12 protein-coding genes are annotated in these 17,147 nt (G+C 57.3%); 1 reads left to right on the forward strand and 11 read right to left on the reverse strand.

Features of this window, described 5'->3' with window-relative positions:
- Positions 1 to 23: 23 nt before the first annotated feature.
- Positions 24 to 527, reverse strand: a complete 504-nt coding sequence (locus tag ACH3PB_RS07120) for a thioredoxin family protein (protein WP_416398738.1) — start codon at positions 525 to 527, stop codon at positions 24 to 26.
- 242 nt (positions 528 to 769) lie between these two features.
- Here ACH3PB_RS07120 and ACH3PB_RS07125 point away from each other — a divergent pair, with 242 nt between their 5' ends.
- On the forward strand, positions 770 to 1,984 hold the full coding sequence (locus ACH3PB_RS07125) for an RICIN domain-containing protein (RefSeq protein WP_416398739.1): 1,215 nt from the start codon (positions 770 to 772) through the stop codon (positions 1,982 to 1,984).
- 51 nt (positions 1,985 to 2,035) lie between these two features.
- Here ACH3PB_RS07125 and ACH3PB_RS07130 read toward each other — a convergent pair whose 3' ends face one another.
- From ACH3PB_RS07130 to ACH3PB_RS07175, 10 genes are all read right to left on the reverse strand, one after another.
- Positions 2,036 to 2,338 (reverse strand): hypothetical protein, encoded by a 303-nt coding sequence (locus tag ACH3PB_RS07130; protein ID WP_416398740.1) that lies wholly within the window; start codon positions 2,336 to 2,338, stop codon positions 2,036 to 2,038.
- A gap of 65 nt (positions 2,339 to 2,403) precedes the next feature.
- The gene (locus ACH3PB_RS07135; protein WP_416398741.1) at positions 2,404 to 4,737 is read right to left on the reverse strand and encodes an EAL domain-containing protein; all 2,334 of its coding nucleotides are present in this window, start codon (positions 4,735 to 4,737) and stop codon (positions 2,404 to 2,406) included.
- Positions 4,730 to 5,722: a diguanylate cyclase domain-containing protein gene (locus tag ACH3PB_RS07140; protein ID WP_416398742.1), complete on the reverse strand. Its 993-nt coding sequence runs from the start codon at positions 5,720 to 5,722 to the stop codon at positions 4,730 to 4,732. Before ACH3PB_RS07140 ends, ACH3PB_RS07135 begins: the two co-directional genes overlap by 8 nt.
- Before the next feature lies 1 nt (position 5,723).
- Entirely contained in the window at positions 5,724 to 6,752 is a 1,029-nt protein-coding gene (gene cheB, locus ACH3PB_RS07145) for a chemotaxis-specific protein-glutamate methyltransferase CheB (RefSeq protein ID WP_416398743.1), read from the reverse strand.
- On the reverse strand, positions 6,749 to 9,025 hold the full coding sequence (locus tag ACH3PB_RS07150) for a hybrid sensor histidine kinase/response regulator (protein WP_416398744.1): 2,277 nt from the start codon (positions 9,023 to 9,025) through the stop codon (positions 6,749 to 6,751). The genes cheB and ACH3PB_RS07150 overlap by 4 nt, the downstream gene beginning before the upstream one ends.
- A complete protein-coding gene (locus tag ACH3PB_RS07155; RefSeq protein WP_416398745.1) occupies positions 9,022 to 9,693 on the reverse strand; it encodes a chemotaxis protein CheW in 672 nt (223 codons plus the stop codon). The genes ACH3PB_RS07150 and ACH3PB_RS07155 overlap by 4 nt, the downstream gene beginning before the upstream one ends.
- Positions 9,686 to 10,948 carry a CheR family methyltransferase gene (locus tag ACH3PB_RS07160; protein ID WP_416398746.1) on the reverse strand — a complete coding sequence of 421 codons (1,263 nt, stop codon included), beginning with the start codon at positions 10,946 to 10,948 and terminating at the stop codon, positions 9,686 to 9,688. The genes ACH3PB_RS07155 and ACH3PB_RS07160 overlap by 8 nt, the downstream gene beginning before the upstream one ends.
- Positions 10,948 to 11,409: a chemotaxis protein CheW gene (locus ACH3PB_RS07165; RefSeq protein WP_416398747.1), complete on the reverse strand. Its 462-nt coding sequence runs from the start codon at positions 11,407 to 11,409 to the stop codon at positions 10,948 to 10,950. Before ACH3PB_RS07165 ends, ACH3PB_RS07160 begins: the two co-directional genes overlap by 1 nt.
- 4 nt (positions 11,410 to 11,413) lie before the next feature.
- Positions 11,414 to 13,039, reverse strand: coding sequence for a methyl-accepting chemotaxis protein (locus ACH3PB_RS07170; protein ID WP_416398748.1), 1,626 nt, complete (start codon positions 13,037 to 13,039; stop codon positions 11,414 to 11,416).
- 106 nt (positions 13,040 to 13,145) lie between these two features.
- Positions 13,146 to 17,123, reverse strand: coding sequence for a molybdopterin-dependent oxidoreductase (locus ACH3PB_RS07175; protein WP_416398749.1), 3,978 nt, complete (start codon positions 17,121 to 17,123; stop codon positions 13,146 to 13,148).
- Positions 17,124 to 17,147: the final 24 nt, after the last annotated feature.

The following is a 17,147-nucleotide window of genomic DNA, read 5'->3' on the forward strand; positions in this document are numbered from 1 at the left end:
CTGCGCTGCGCGAGCCTTCGGCCCTATTCAAGGGCAGTCAGCTGCATGCTACCCGGCTCAGTTTTCAGACGCTTCAGCTTTTCAGCGAAACTCACGACATAGTCAGGCTTGGACACAGGCAGAAAGTACGAGAATTGCTCCGTTTGTGGATCCAGCGACTGGATGATTCGGGCCTCACTGTCGAGAGCAAAGGTTCGCGGCACATAGTCGCCATCGATATCGTATTGATTGCTGAGTCCAATATTCTTGTCGACATCGACCCTGATAAGTACCACGCCATCGAGACTGCTGACCACCGACTCTTCGCGGAAGAGTTTGCCGTAGGCCTTGCAGGTCGGGCACCAGTCAGCATAAAGCACCAGCATACCCACGCCGCCAGTCTTGTGCAGCTTGTCGACGCCTGCCTGGTAGCTGTGCCATTCGAGCTGCTCATCATTCCAGTTGATGGGCACAAGCTCGTCGGCCCGACCGGTAACCGAGAGAAAAAGCAGGCAGAGGAAAGGCAATACAATCCGATAATGTTTCAAAGGTCTCACTCCAAGATCAGTCCGTGTTTCGAGGGTCGGCAGGCTGTGTGATCTGCCCGTCTGAGAAGAGACGGACACAGGGGATAAATTCCGCTGGATTTTTCACATCATGGCGCGATCAGGAAGTCGACCTGAGTCACAGTCCTGGTGATTCACCTCGAAGATGCGACTGAAGGCCGATGATTTACCCTTTCCCTGACATTAGGATGGCGCGAACAACAAGCAGGACAGGCTGTACCTCCATGACACCATCTCATCGCCTACTCGGCATACTCTCCCTCGTACTCGGCATGTGTTTCCCTCACGCGGCCCACGCTATAGCCGATGGCACTTATCAGATAGTGGCCAAGCACAGCGACAAGTGCGTCGATGTCTCAGGTGCGTCCGGCAGCAACGGCGCCATTGTCCATCAGTGGCGCTGTCATAGCGGCGACAATCAGAAATGGCAGGTTTTGGCCAAAGACGGTGGCTACCGCATCCAGGCCGTGCACTCGAGCAAATGCCTCGATGTCAGCGGCGTGTCGACAGCGGACGGAGCGATGATGCAGCAATGGCGCTGTGGCAGCGGCGCCAACCAGCGCTTCCACATCGAACGACAAAGCGATGGTTCCTATCGCATACGTCCAATGCACAGCGGCAAGGTCGTGGAGGTGGGCGCCAGCTCTGCGGCTGACGGTGCGAATGTAAAGCAATGGCGCTGGTGGGGCGGAGACAGTCAGCGCTTTGCCTTTCGAAAGACCAACACGCCAACGGCTGCAAAGGCAGTTTGGAACGAAAGCTTCGACGGGCTTTCGGCGGGCAGTCGATGGTTCGACGAGCCCTACACTGAAATAAGAAACGGCTGTGGCGTGAATGGCAGCAAGTGCGTGCGCATGACTTATGTGAGATCGAGCGTCGGCAGCCCACGCATCGTTGCGGAAAAGAGCCTCCCACCTGCTCGGGAATACACGCTCAACTATGACGTCATGTTCGAAAACGGCTTTGAATTTATCAAGGGCGGCAAGCTTCCGGGTTTGGGACCAAACAGGCCAACCGCAGGCTGTGCGCCCATCGTGGATGATGGCTGGAGTGCCCGTGTCATGTGGCGCAGGGACGGCGAACCCGTAATCTATTCATATCATCAGAATCGGGCCAAGCGCTGCGGGGATGATTTCCATTCCTCCGTACAGTTTCAGACTGGCCGATACCAGGCTATTTCATTGCATGTAAAGGTCAATGATCCCTGGAGCGCCAATGGCCTTATTGATCTATATATCGACGGTCGGAAAGTGGCCTCGCATCAGAACGTCCAGTTGCGCGAGGTCGGCGGTAGTCAGACGGAGATCACGAAGTTCCTGCTGGCTACCTTCTTTGGTGGCTCTGACTGGTCCTGGGCACCGCCAAGGACCGTGTACGCCCGCTTCGACAACTTTGCGGTGTACCCGGGCCTGCGAGTGCGTGGTGCTCCGGGCCGCTGACCCTGGCGAACAGCCACTCAATCGCCCCACCATGGCTGCTCGGCCACGTCGCTAGTGAACGACGGCCAACACTTCATCCCAGCCTACTGGTTCATCGAAGCGGGTCGGTCGAGGACCGTCGAAGGTCACTGGCAGCACAGTGAGATCACTGGCATCGCTGAGGTCAAAACGACGCCAGCCCGGTACATCGCCAGACTCACTGAACCCTGCCAGCTGATAGGACAGCAGCTGATGCCGGCCGTCGAAGACGCCCAGCACTTGCGGCTCGACGAGACGAAAACCGCCGTGGTATTTCAGTTGTAGTAAATGCCGGTTGTCGATGGCGTGTTTCAGCGCCTGTATATTTGGTGCCATAATTGCGTCCAAGCATCCTTGTTCCGTGGGATTTCCCAACGGTACGGCCAGGCGCAGACGGAAGATTAGTCGCTCAGCGAATCTGTGCTGAACGGATAAGGCTCGAAGCCCTGCAAGTAGGCTCTGAGGTCATCCAGCCTCATCGGCCTGGCAAACAGATAGCCTTGAAACAGATTACAGCCATACTCGCGCAGGACCAGCGCCTGATCAATGTTTTCGACGCCTTCAGCGAGCGTCGGAATCTCCAGACTCTGCCCGATACTGATAATGCTCTTGATTAAGGCCCTGTCGTGCGCGTCGATGAGGATGTCCTGAACGAAACTCTTGTCGATCTTGACTTCATTGATCGGCAGCTTCCGCAGGACGCTGAGAGAGGAATAGCCTGTTCCGAAATCGTCCAGCGAGATGCTGAAGCCATCGCTACTGATGAGGTTCAGCAGACTTTCTATCTGCCAGAAATCCTCAATGAACAGACTTTCCGTGATTTCCACCTTGATCAAGGAACTGGAAATACCATAGTCAGCGCATTTCTGTTTGATATAGTCACGGAAGCCGCCATGCACCAGCTGCTGAACCGACACGTTTATCGAAAGGCGCAGCCCGGCATGGTCACGATGTATGTCGGCGATTTCCTGCAGTGCTGTATCGACCACGAAATTGCCTATTGGATTGATGAGCCCGCAGTCTTCGGCAATGAAGATAAACCGGTCCGGAGGCACAGAACCCAGGAGTGGATTAGACCAGCGCAGCAAGGCTTCAACTCCACTTACCTCGCCGGTCACTGCATCGATCTGCGGCTGATACACCAGGTAAAGTTCAGCGTTGTCGATGGCACCGCGAAGTTCGGACTCCATGATCGCCCGCTCATCACTCTTCGTTTGAAGGTCTTCGGAAAACACGGCATGGCTGTTACGCAGCTTCTTGGCCTGATACATCGCGATATCAGCTTTGACGAGCAAGGCTTCGAGCGCTTCGCCGGGCTGCTGGCAATAGGTAATGCCAATACTGCCAGTTACCGAGATCTTCAGGTTGTCCACCACCATCACCTCGTTGAGGCGAGCGGCCAGCTGCTCTACCGCCACGAGGCAGCGCGACTTGTCGACGCAGGGCATCAGCAGGAGAAACTCATCACCGCCCTGGCGGATCAACAGCATGTCAGGGGTACACAGCTGCGTAAGTCGCTTGGAGACCTCGAGCAGTACGAGATCGCCAACTGAGTGTCCGAAATGATCGTTGATGAACTTGAAATTATCCAGATCGAGAAAGAACAGCGCGTACTCACCGCCCGCGGCGGCGGCCCAGCTCGCATAATGCGCTTTCAGATAATACCGGTTCGGCAGGTCGGTCAGCGAATCGTGCATAACCTGGTGACGCAACCTCGCCTGATGCCGTTCTTCGGCCTTGAACATGCGGTACAGCATGAATGCGACCAGTGCGTTGACGAAGATGTACACAATGAGAATCAAGCCGAGCCATACTATAAAGTCTTTTCTCAGGTTCGGGATGGTTTCACGGATGCCAAAGAAATACTGGTGATCCTTGTCATACCCACTAACAGCCATCGCGGGCGCCAGACCGGGCGCGTTATTGAGGAAGCTGGCGGTGAAATCACGCTGTAATAATGTAGTGAAGGGTTCACCGGTTGCTGCTTCCATCTTCTTGATGACGGTTTGCACGAATGATTCGGGCAATGCATTGCCATAGACCTGTCGCTTGTCAGCCCCGAAGCTGGAAAACGGTTCGTAATACAGCGGATAGAAGCGCTCGTTCTCCGGCGCTCGGACCGTCACATACACATCGATGCCTGGCCTGAGATTCCGGACTGTCCACGGATTGTATTCGCCCTCAAGATCGATAGCCGCTGAAATGACCAGCTCGACTTCACCTTCGCTGTTTCTAACGGCGTACCTAACCGGCAGAAGCCAGAGCTCAAGTGTGTCGCTATACCACGTTCGACCAACAGTGAGCCGGTGCGAGCCAAGGGCCGTCCGAAAGGTCTCGGCCGTATACGGCGTCGCTAGCAGATTGCTGCTTTCCGCACCGATCAGGCTATCCGAGGCCGCAAAGACCTGTCCGTCAGGCCGAATGAGCTTGTAAACCTCGAAAACCGGGTTGTTATCGATCACGCCTGCCATCAGTTGACGGGCTGGTTCGACATTTTCCACAGCATTCATCTCGATCAGCCGCTCACCAATGATTTCAAACATGGCTTCCTGCTGGTGAAACCGGTCCGATGCCGAATTCATGACTATATTGTGGACATTGGACAGCTCTGTACGAAGAACGTCCTGAAGATTCTGCCACTTGACATAGCACGCGATAAGCAGGGCCAGCGAAGTTGCCACCATGAACAGCACGCAGATGCGGCCCAGTGGCGAGGTGAGAAAAGCTTTAATCATCAAATGCTGCCACCCGGTTTCTGCCATTTCTCTTTGCCTTGTACAAGCCTTCATCAGCACGCTTGAGCAACCCAGTCGGTGAGGTCTCGGCTGTTGGCGTTACAGATGCCATGCCAATACTTACCGTCACGACAGGCCCGGTAGTCGCTCCCACGTGTGGCACGGCAAGCCCCTCGACGGCTGCCCGCATACGCTCTCCCACATCGCGAGCACCTGCAGGATCAGTTGCTGGCAGCACCACCGAAAACTCCTCTCCGCCGAATCTGGCGACCAGATCAGCCGGACGTTGGCAAACCTTCCTCAGCGTCTCGCCGATAGAACGCAAGACCTGGTCACCTTCCAGATGACCGTAGTGATCGTTGAAGGATTTGAAGTTGTCGACATCGACCATTAGCACGGACAAGCAGCTCTGCTCACGCATCGCTCGACGCCATTCAGCGTTGAGGTACTCGTCGAAGTGGCGACGGTTGCTCAGGCCCGTCAAACCATCACTGTTGCTGATGCTCTGCAGCTCCAGATTGGCAGCAATGAGCTTCTGCTCACTATCTCTGAGTGCCTGGTAAGCTTCGTCGCGCTGGATAAGGTTTAGGTAGGCTCGTGAGTGATAGCGAATTCGTGCGACCAGCTCGAGTGTTGCCGGCAGTTTGACCAGATAATCATTGGCACCAGCGAGAAAGGCGTCGTGCTTGGTGGCGGCTTCTTCCTTGGTCGAAAGCACGATAATCGGCACGTTTGTCGTCTGTATACTCGACCGATACTGCTTTACCAGACTGAGCCCATCCATTTCCGGCATGACAAGATCCTGAAGTATCACCGTCGGTTTCACCGTAGCTGCAAACCGCAGCGCATCGAGCGCCTTCGGACAGTAGTGGTACACAAGATCCGCTTCATTCTGCAGTGCCCGTCTTACGGCTTCTCCCATCATGGGTTGATCGTCGACCAGCAATACCGTGATCGCATGGTCCTGTGGCTTGATTAAGGTCATGCTAGTGTCCTTTCGCTGTCATTACTGCCAAAGACGCAATGAGGTGCGCGGCGATTTGCGTAAGTGGAAGAATTTCGGCAGCTGCGCCGAGTTTCGCCGCAGCCTTTGGCATTCCATAGACCGCACAGCTTTGTTCGTCCTGAGCTATGGTATGGAAACCCAGATTTCTCAGAAGCTTGAGGCCTTGTGCGCCATCGCACCCCATGCCGGTGAGCAGCACGCCGATGACATCGCCACACCACTGCTGGCAGATGCTTTGAAAAAACACATCGACAGAGGGACGATAGACATACTCTTCTGGTTGCGAGGTATAGCCAAGATGATGGGGGCTTTTGAGGACAAGATGATCATTACTGCCGGCAAGATACACCTGGTTTGCCTGCAACACCTCGCCCTCCTGTGCGACTCTGACCGACAGGCCTGAGTGCTGCTCGAGCCAGGCCGCCATACCGGAAGCAAATTGTGCGTCGACGTGCTGCACGATCGCTATGGCAGCGCCGGGATTCCGCGGCAGACCACTCAGTAAGGCAGCGAGCGCGGCCGGCCCGCCAGCCGATGCCCCGATAGCGATGAGCGGAAAGTCTGGCGCAGGCTTTAGCGGTGATGCTGCCTTCGCTGCGACCGTTGAGCATCGGTCGGCAATCACTCGCTCGAGGCTATCGATCTTGCTCAACAGGTAGTCCGGCCCTCGATCTCTCTGACGCAGTCCCAGTTGAGGGGTATCAATGGCGTCCAGTGCCCCCTCACCCATGGCCTCGAACACCTTTGAGGCATTGTAGCCCACATCTGCGGTCACAATCAGAATGGCGCATGGGCAGGTCGCCATGATAAGCCGCGTGGCCTCTACGCCATCCATGATCGGCATGATCAGGTCCATCAGCAGGAGCTGCGGCCGCTCACGCTGACAACGTTCGAGCGCTTCACGTCCATTGGCCGCTGTCCAGATAATTTCGTGATGACCTGAGGACGCAACAGCCCTGCGCAGCGCCTCAGTCACAGTAGGGACATCATTGACTATGGCGATCTTCAAGATGTAGCGTCTCCGATCAGATCTTCGACCGCCTGTAGCAGCGCATCCTCGTGAAAGCTGCTCTTGGTGAGATAATAATCGGCGCCGGCCTGCAGTCCGCGCTTGCGGTCTTCCTCGCGATCCTTGTAAGAGACGATCATGACCAGCAGATCACTCAACCTGGGATCGCTACGGATCAGCGTCACCAACTCGATACCATCCATCCGTGGCATGTCGACATCGGTGACCACCAGATCGAACTTACCAGTGCGAACGGCATTCCAGCCATCCATACCGTCCACCGCTATTTCCACCTCGAAGCCCCGACTCGCGAGCAGTTTGCGTTCCAACTCACGAACCGTTAGTGAATCATCGACCACAAGAACACGTTTTCGCGAAGTTTCGCTGGGGGCATTCCCGCCGCCATACAGTTTATTCAGCGCAGTGTCGCCACCGGCGAGCTTCTCAACCGATCGCAGCAGATCGTCATGATCGAGCATCAGTATGGGCGAACCGTCTTCGAGCACCGAGCCGGCACTGATATTCTTCAGCTTGCCGAAGCCTGCATGAAGGGGCCGCACGACGAGCTCCCGCTCGCCCAGAAAACGATCGACGACGAGGCCAAAGGCTTGCGTCGCAGGACCGATGAGCAACACCGACAGCGCCTCGGTGTCACGCACTGGGGCATCCAGCTCGAGCACCTGGGCCAGAGAGAGCAGGCTCACTGATCTGTTCTCCAGCGCGATATGCGGGCGACCCTCCAACATGAGAACTTCGGTAGCCGGCACTTTGAGCGTGCGCCCGATATAGCTGAGGGGCAGCGCGTAAACCTCGCCCGCAATCTCCATCAGCAGGCTACGTGCGACTGAAAGCGTAAGCGGCAACTGCAGACGAAATGACGTGCCCTCGCCTGCGGTCGTCTGTACACGGACCACACCACGCACCTGGCGAATCATGTCGTGTACCACATCAAGACCGACCCCTCTGCCGGAAATTTCTGTTACCGAGCTTTTGAGGGTGAAGCCAGGAAGAAACAGGAAATCGAGCAGTTCGGCTTCACTCAGATTGCTAGCCATGTCCTCGCTGATCAGGCCTTTTGTCAGCAGCACATCACGCACTCGGTCGATGTCGATGCCGGCGCCATCATCGCTCACACGCACTTCCAGCAAACCCGCGTTATGACGCGCTTCCAGTGTTATCAAACCCGCCTCGGGCTTACCGGCTGATCGTCGTTTATGAGCTGGCTCGACACCGTGATCGACTGCATTTCGCAGCAGGTGACCCAGCGGCGCTTCGAGCTTTTGAAGTATATCCCGATCGACCTGGGTGTCTGCGCCGATGATCTCGAGTCGAGCGCTTTTGCCAAGTGATGCTGCGAGGTCGCGGACCATCCTGGCAAACCTGCCAGTACCATCAGCAAAGGGACGCATGCGGCAACCCAGGGCTTCGTCATAGAGGCGGTGTGAGAGATCACTGGTCCGGCCTTCGTAACGCTCGAACTCCTCCAGTCGATCCCCCAGAAAGCTGCGGCAGGCCGTGGCCCGTTTATGCACCTCAAGCATCATCAATGCGGCAGCTTCACCGAGATTCTGTTCGCTGAGCTGCTGATTGAGGGTCCCAAGCGATCGAATCATTTCGTGCTGCATTCGTCGGAGCCGCAGCAGCTGACTGTTGAACTCTACGAGCCAGCGAGTCTCGACTTTCACTTCTCCAGCTTGTGCCAGCAGGCGGTCGAGCTTGTCGGCGGAAACCCGCAATACTCGATTCGCAGCCGCAACAGATACAGGCGGCTCTGGCTCGCTAGCAGCGGACGGCGCTACGAGCTCAAGCTGCTCGGCCTCTTTGACGTCAGAGACGGCGTCAGAGCTAAGGTCAGAGCTATCGTCAGCGATAGCGGCCGAGATTCTGGCACAGCAGGCATCGACCTCAGTCTCCCCGGCGCCAGCGAACCATTGGGCGTAAGCGTCTTCGGGAATCTTGCCAATCCGACCAAGCAGATCGACGCCTTGCAGCAGCGCATCAATGTGACGGGGCCCGAGGCGAATACGGCCCGTTTGCGCAGACACAAAGCAGTCTTCCATCAGGTGAGCAATCCTGACACCGGCATCCAGCTCGAGGATGCGGGCAGCACCCTTGAGGGAATGAGCCGCCCGCATACAGGCCTCGAGCTGCGAACCCTGGACAGGGTCACGTTCAAGTACCAGCAGTCCGGCAGTGAGTATTTCAGACTGACTTTCCACCTCCAGGCCAAAGAGCTCCCGCATCGAATAATTGCTGAGGTCCCCGTTGCTCATGAGAGGCACCGCTGGATCGATTTGAACAGGAGATCCGGCTGCAGGAATCCCACCGAACGCTCATCGATCGACAGCACTGCCGAACAGTGCCCCCGGGATGACGCGGCCAGGGTCGCCGGCAGAGGCCCCATCTGAGAGGGGTGGTAAGATTCCACGCCAAGCACGGCATCGACTGGAAAGCCAACCTGCAAACCTTCGAAGTGCGTGACGAGCAGTCTTGGACGATCGCGGACTGCGCCCTGCCTGGCCGGCACCAGCTTGTCGGAGATGTTCAACAGCGTTGACAGTGAGATGCAGATGAGCAGCTCCCCTCGGGCGTTCGTAAGTCCAGCCAGGGCGCCGACTCGCCGGTGCGGAATAGCATGAATGCTGCGCAGCTCAGCCACTTCGACTATCAGCTTCGTCGGTAGCGCCAACCATTCGTTTGCAACCCGGAACACGACCGCTGAGTGTGTCTTTACATCCTGACTCGTCTGCTCCAGGCTGAATTGTTGGCTCCACTCCTGCTGATAGCGTTCGGGTAATGGTCGGTTCATCAGCGCAGCCGCGGCTGCCTCGTAAACGTGACAGTTCCTGCAGTGAATGTAGCCATCGAGCAGAGGACAGGTCTTATCGCCCTGAACACCAATCGAGTTCCAACAGTCGTTGATCTGGGCCGTATCAGACATCTGGAACACCTCGTCGGCCAGTTGGCACGCGTCGAGCCCGTGAATGCAGGCGATCTGCCCCACCTCTGTCCCCACGTGCCTCGAGCAGAGTAGCCAGATGCACGAGTGCTTCGATATGTTGCGGGTCGAGATATATCGCCTTGCGATAGTGAGCCTCCGCCACGGTCGAATGGGCAGAGGCATCGTTGACCAGACCGAGAAGATAGTAAGCCTCTGCAACAGGCTCATGCCTGTCGACATACTGCAGACACAGCTGCTCAGCCTGAGCCAACTGTCCAGCATCAGCAAGAGATCTGGCTTCTCGCAGCAAGCTGGTGCCAGACGCTGGCTTGTGAAGGTCTACAGGCTGTGACCGAAGCGGTGCCGCGACCAGAACATCCTGTGCGCTTCCAGAAAGTGAAGCACGAGACGCTCTATTCGAGCCGACGTGCTGATAGCGTGGGCTCGGAGGCGGCTGAGCGCTGCGCCCGGCTGAGCCAGGTTTGCAGAAGGCAAAGGCATGCGGAATGCGCTGCGATATCCAACCGCTCTTCAACAGGAGCGCACTCTCTGCCGGCCCAACATACAGGCACCCGTCCGGTTTGAGCAGGGTATCAAGGGCTGCAATCGCCTTCGCCTGTGTGGATTGGTCGAAATAGATCAGCAGATTCCGGCAGAAAATGATGTCGTAGTAGTGCCGCGGCAAGGCCATATCCAGCAGGTTAGCCCGGCGATAGCTTATAGGCGCCCGGACTGCAGGGTCCAGGAGATAACCCGCCTGGACCTCCGTGAAATATCTTGCTTGCCAGTCACCCATTCGTCCGCGGAAGGCATTGCCACTGTAGACTCCTGTTCTTGCAGCTTCCAGGGCCTGCTCACTGATATCGATCGCATCAAGCTCGACCCGACGGATGTCGATGCCGGCATCCAGCAGGGCCATAACCATCGAAGCTGGCTCTTCGCCGGTGGCACAGGGCAGGCTCAGGAGCCGTGACTTTGCCTCCGCCGCTCGACCACCTTCTTTCAGGCAGCGGACCATAGTGGCAAAAGCTTCAGGATGACGACAGAACCAGGTTTCAGAAACGACTACTGTTTCAATCAGGGCGTTGAGTTCGGCATCATCTGCCTGAACCCGGTCCCAGTAGGCCTGAATGCTGCCAAGCCCGCATATTCGCTGCCGTTCAGCCAGCACATGCTGCAATGACGCAGCGCCGATGGCCTCTGCGTCAAGGCCGATCCGCTGTTTCAGCAGCAAGTCGAAATCGGGCGACGACATCACGACTCTGCCGCCATCGTGAACAGGCGTTGCTGTACCTCGGGCGTCAGGAGGTTTTCGATCTTGACCCACTGCACCAGTTGATCACGCAGCTGAGTCACTGGCCCGAGATAGGGCGTCTCATCCTGTCGTACGCCGGCTTCGACAAATTCACTGCCATCCCGCCGCAATGTCTCCGTCGCGTGTTCAGCGATCAGCCCCAGGATGTGCCGTTCACCTGCCCTGCCTTCGTAGTGCACCATGATTATTCGCGTGCTGAGCCGCTCACGCGCGCGTTTCCCCGTCACCATGAGACAAAGGTCGAGCACAGGCACCGGGAGACCACGATAGTTGCACAAGCCAGCCACACCCGTGGGCGCTTGCGGCAACACTCTGAGTTCCAGTAATGGCAGAACTTCCTTTACCTGGCGCACATCGATCGCGTAGCGATCGATCCCAAGGTCGAACAACAGGAAAAGCACAGACTCAGCTCTGCAGCCTGAATCGCGATACCCCACCGCGAAGCGTCTGCGCAGTCTGGTTCAGATCGTCAATCGCGAGACCTGACTGGCGAATTGACTCCACAGTCTGCTGCGCGGCCTCGCTGAGCTGCAGTAAGGCCTCTGTTATCTGCTCTGCACCGACGGACTGCGCCTGCACGCCTTCGCTTACCGAATCAAAACGCGGTGCGAGTGCCTGCACCTGCTCGATAATCTGGTTCAACTGACCGGATACCGTCTGCACTTCCTCCATGCCCTGGCGCACTTCCTCGGAAAACTTGTCCATACCCATGACACTGGCCGAGACCGCAGATTGAATTTCCTTCACCATCAGCTCGATATCGTAGGTCGCTACGGCGGTCTGGTCGGCCAGCCGGCGAATCTGCGTCGCGACGACACTGAAGCCCTTGCCATATTCGCCGGCCTTTTCGGCTTCTATGGCTGCATTGAGTGAAAGAAGATTGGTCTGATCAGCCACCTTGGTAATCGTCGTGATCATCTGCGTGATCGTGCCGGCTTTCTCGTTGAGCACACCAAGTTTCGCATTGATCCCTGAAGCCGCCCCCATGACATGGCGCATGGTTTCCCTCATCTGCAGCAGTCCGGTCTGACTGCTCGCGGCGAGGCTCGCCGACTGATCGGCTACGCGTGCGACATCACTCATCGTTCGAACGAGTTCCTTCGAGGTCGCAGAAATTTCTTTTGAGGTCGCGCCGATCTCGACGGTCGTCGTTGCGATTTCACCAGCAGTAGCCTGCTGCTGTCTGGTCGTGGCAGCGACTTCGGTGACAGATGTGGTGACCTGGACGCCAGTCTTCTGTATCTGACCGACAAGAGCCGTCAGCTCATCCACCATCCGGTTGAAGCCTTCTGCAAGCTCGCCGAATTCGTCACGGCTCGTCACCTTAAGACGGCGGGTGAAATCCCCGTGCCTGATATGGCCAAGTGCCTCCAGCAGCTGTGCCAGCGGCACGCCGATGGCGCGCAGAAGGAAAAAGCAGCACACAATCGCCAACAAGACTGCTACGAGAAAGCTCGCAATCAGGCCTCTCTGCAGCTGTTCAACGCCTTCAAGAATCTTGTTAGCGGATAGCTCAGCCTCTTTCTGGTTGTTATCCATCAGAATCTGGGTGAGATTGTGAATCTTGCGAAAGGCTGGCAGGAATCGGCTGGTGAGACGCTCGCGCAAGGCATCATCGACACCTACGTCGCTGGCAGCGAGAAGGGCATTCTGCTCACTCACGTAGTTATCGTATTCGTGAATGATGGGACTGATCATGTCGCTGTCAGTTTCTTCTATGGGCAAGGCCTGGAACCTGACGAAAACCTGTCTCAGGCCACTACGGTTAGCTTCGATTTCAGCGCGAATTCTCTCCTTTTCGGCGGGTTCCGGGCTCAACATGTGCTGTTGTACCAAGGTAAAGCCCTGCCGCAGGAATACCCGCATCTCCGCGCTGAGCAACTGGCCCGGCAAGGAGTGTTCCCGCTGAAGATGAGCTTCCGCATCGACGGCCTGCAAACTACTCAACGCAACCACACATGTGGCAATCATCAGGGCGAGGATCGCCCCGAAGCTCACCAGGATCCGCTGTCTTATCGTTAAATCTTTCAAGGCTCGACTCCTGGCACCTAGCAAAAAGCTGGAGTGACAGGAACTACCGCCCTGCCCACTTGCCACAAGTGTAGAACATAGAGCGGGATTCTGCGGTCAGCTCAGTTTATACAGCACCTACCCGCTCAATCTGCACAGGCACAGCATTGAGCACAGCATTGCCGGACAATTCGTCGAGCACGCGTTCATCGGTAATATCATTCATACTGACGCCTGGATGGGATGCTGCAGTACCCAGCCGCATACCCGGACGGTGGTGTCCCCAGCCGTGAGGCAGGCTCACGACACCAGGCTTGATGTCCTCAGTCGTCCGCACCGTGGTGATCAATTCGCCGCGACTCGAGATCACCCGCACCTCGTCCCTGTCCTGAATCTGCTGAGCACTGGCGTCGGCAGGATGCATGAAAAGCGCAGTACGATCCCGGCCTTTGACCAGACGAAAGCTGTTGTGCATCCAGGAGTTGTTGCTTCGCAGATCCCGGCGGCCAATCAAGAGCAATCCCGGAGCCGTCGGTTTACCATCGTAGCGTTCGCACAGGCGCTCCAGATCCTGCACCAACAAGGGTGGCATCAACTGAATCCGCTTGTCGCTCGTGAATAGTCTCTGCGGCAGACTCTGTTGCAGTGGCCCAAGATCGAGCCCGTGGGGATGCTTCTTCAGACGCGCAAGATCCAACCCCTTGCTGAACGGGTTGAGCTGCCGCATCGGGTTCAGACCCTTGCCATACGGGCCAGTCCGCAGGGCTAGATCCAGTACACGCTGGGGTGTCAGCAGTTCACTCACCTGCTCAGTCAACCGATGCTTCAGGCGAATGGGCAGCGGCTTTCGCTTCATCTTCAAGCGCTGTATGCGTTTTATAAGGCCGGTGAAGATCTCCAGATCGGATCGTGTGCCAGGCCGCTGCGGAAACAGAGCCTCGGCGTATTTAGCGACGTTCCGCACAGCCAGCAGGTTGAAAACGATATCGTACTGCTCATGTTCGAGCGGGCCCGTCGGCGGCAGAATGATATCGGCGTGGCGAGTGGTCTCGTTGAGATAGAAATCGACGGCCACCATGTAGTCGAGGCCTGCCAGGGCCTCCTCGAGCTGTCGCCCGTTGGGGGAAGAAAGAACCGGATTGCCGGCGATGCTGACGAAGGCCCGGACTTGCCCACTTCCCGGCGTCAGCATTTCCTCTGCCAGAATCGCGGTTGGAAACTCTCGGCCGAACTCTGCGCGACCGCGCACTCGGCTCTGATAACGGTCGAAGCCGCCCCGACCAGACATTTTTGCCAGGTCGAAAGCCGGCGTCGTGAACATCATGCCACCCTGCCGATCAAGATTGCCGGTCAGAATGTTCAGCAGCTGTATCAACCAGTGATTCAACGCACCAAAGGCCTGGGTCGACACGCCCATCCGACCGTAGCAGACGGCATGCTCGGCAGTAGCGAACTCAAGAGCGATGCGCTCGATCTCCCCGGCAGCAATGCCCGTTTCACTGGCGATCCGTTCGAGCGGAATCCGCTGCATCAATGCGGTAAGACCGTCCCAGCCCCTGACGATATCAATCAGGCGCCCGGGTTTACTGAGCCCCTTGTCGAGGATGACCTGGATCAGGCCGAGCAGGAAGAGCGCGTCAGACCCTGGCTGGATGAACTGATGCTCACTAACGTACCTGACGGTCTCAGTTCGCCGAGGATCGATCAGCACAATCTTTCCTCCACGTCTGGTAATGTCCTGCAGGCGTCCGAGCACGTCGCCTGCCGACATGAGGCTGCCATTGGAAGCAGCCGGATTCGCTCCAAGCATCAGCATGTAATCGGTGCGGTCGATGTCGGGAATCGTGAATAGCTGACTGTGGCCATACATGAAATAGGACACCAGCTGGTGCGGCATCTGATCCAGGCTGGACGCCGAAAACATGTTGCGCGACTTCAGAGTGCTCCTGAACTTTTCTATGGTCAGCATGATCCCAAGGTTATGGGCCGTCGGATTGCCCCAATAGGCCGCAACGGCATCGTTGCCATATTCACCTTGTATGCCCACGAGTCGCTCGGCAACCTCATCGAGGGCTTCCTCCCAGGGGATAGGAATCCACTGGTGGCCGATGCGCTTCAATGGCGTTTTCAGTCGATCGGGATCGTTATGCAGGTCCTGCAGTGCATAGCCTTTGGGGCAGATATGCCCACGGCTATGGGGATCTTCCGGATCACCTGCAATGGAGAGTATCCGCTCCCCTTCATATTCAATTTTGATGCCGCACATCGCCTCACATAGCGAGCAGGTGCGAAAGTGGGTTTTGACGTCCGCTGGCGGGGTCTTGGCAGGCTGGTCGACGGACGCTGCAGTGGCTGATGGCAGCGACTGCCCGGCAGGCTTATCCTGCGGCGTTTCAACCGCAGTAGCCCTATGCCGACCTATGATATCCAGCATTTCGGACACCTCGGTCACCTTGCGGCGAGGTCTACCCATCTGCCGCCCTCGTTCAACTTCATACTGGTCGAGCAGCAGCCAGTCGTCATAACTCACGAAGCTCACCTTGCGTTCGTCGAGCAGAGGCTGAATATCTTTTGTGGACGCATCTGTCTTTGGCAGAGATGATTGATCGGCCAGTAGATGCCGAACCGTTTCAAGCGCACACTGGCGGTTGCTGCCGACAACGCCGCTGGCGCCACGCTTGATCCAGCCCGCGACGTACTCACGACCCGATGCCTCACTGGTACCGGCAACTACCCTGCCCTCGAGGTTCGCAACGACACTGCGCTGCTCATCGAAGCCGAGACCATCGATCGGCAATCCTTCGTAGCCCGTGGCATTGATGATCAGGCCAGCCGGCATTGTCTGGCCTTTGCCAGTGGCTTTTGCGCTCACCGACCCTTGCGCATTGGCAATGAGCGCATTGCTCACCGCCGTCATGTTCTGCACCATCTGGTCCTTGCCTTCGAAAGCCCGGGGAGAAAGCCGGAAGATGAAGCGTATGGCGCGTTCACCGCTCTGAGCCTTGCCCAATGCAGTGCGCAGTAGTGCAAGATTTTCCCTTGCCTCGGTGTTGAGCGGGTCAGCAAGTTCAGCTTCGCTGGCTGCATCGAGATCAAGATCATCTGGGTCGATTTCGATACGGACATCCTTGAGCTCGACGAGCTGACGCAGTTCTTTTGGCGTGAAGGCTGCCTGAACAGGACCGCGTCGCGCCACCAGGCAGACCTGTCTGACCCGACTCTGGCGCAGTGCGTTGAGCGCGTGGTCTGCAATATCAGTGTGTTCAAGCGCTTCGATGGGCATGGTGAGCACGCGTGCGACATCAAGCGCGACATTGCCCATCCCGATAATCACCGCCGTCTCAGCAGAAAGATCCACCTTCAGATTGACGAAGTCCGGATGGCCGTTGTACCAGCCCACGAATGCCGAAGCACCGAAGATATTGCCCAGACCACTGCCAGGCAGGTCGAGCTTTCGACTGCTTGACCCGCCAGTGGCATAGAGCACGCCATCGTAATGCGCCAACAGCTCGTCCCGTCCAATGTCCTTGCCGATCTCGACGTTGCCGAAATAGCGAAGGCCGGGAGATCTTGCGATTCTGTCGAAGCTCTGGGCTATGGATTTGATCTTCGGATGATCCGGCGCGACACCATAGCGCACGAGTCCGAAGGGCGTCGGCAAGCGCTCGAAGAGATCGACTTCCGCCGCCGGTAGCTGCCTGAGAATTTCCTCGGCCGCATAGAAGCCCGCAGGACCCGCACCTACGACTGCGAAGCGTTTCGTTGGCGTGGTCGATTTCCGCTTCGGGGCAGCGGGCCCACTGTCAGCCTGGGCAGGACCGGCTACGGGCGTATCCAGCTGCGGAACACGGCTCTCCCTGATAACAGGATGGCGCTTGGACTCGACCGCATTGAGCTCGATAGCAGACTTCATCTGGTCCGGCACGGCATGCTCCGGATAGATCGCCCGCACGGGACACTCGCTCAGACAGGCGTTACATTCGATGCAGACGTCCGGATCGATAAAGAGCATCTGCGGCCCCTCACGGAAAGCGTCGACTGGACAAACGTCAACACAGTTAGTGAACATGCTGTCTGCACAGGTCTGGGTGACGACGTAGGTCATGCGAACACTCCGGAACGGTAAAAG

It is taken from the genome of Allohahella sp. A8 (genome assembly GCF_047946665.1).
Classification (GTDB): domain Bacteria; phylum Pseudomonadota; class Gammaproteobacteria; order Pseudomonadales; family Oleiphilaceae; genus Allohahella.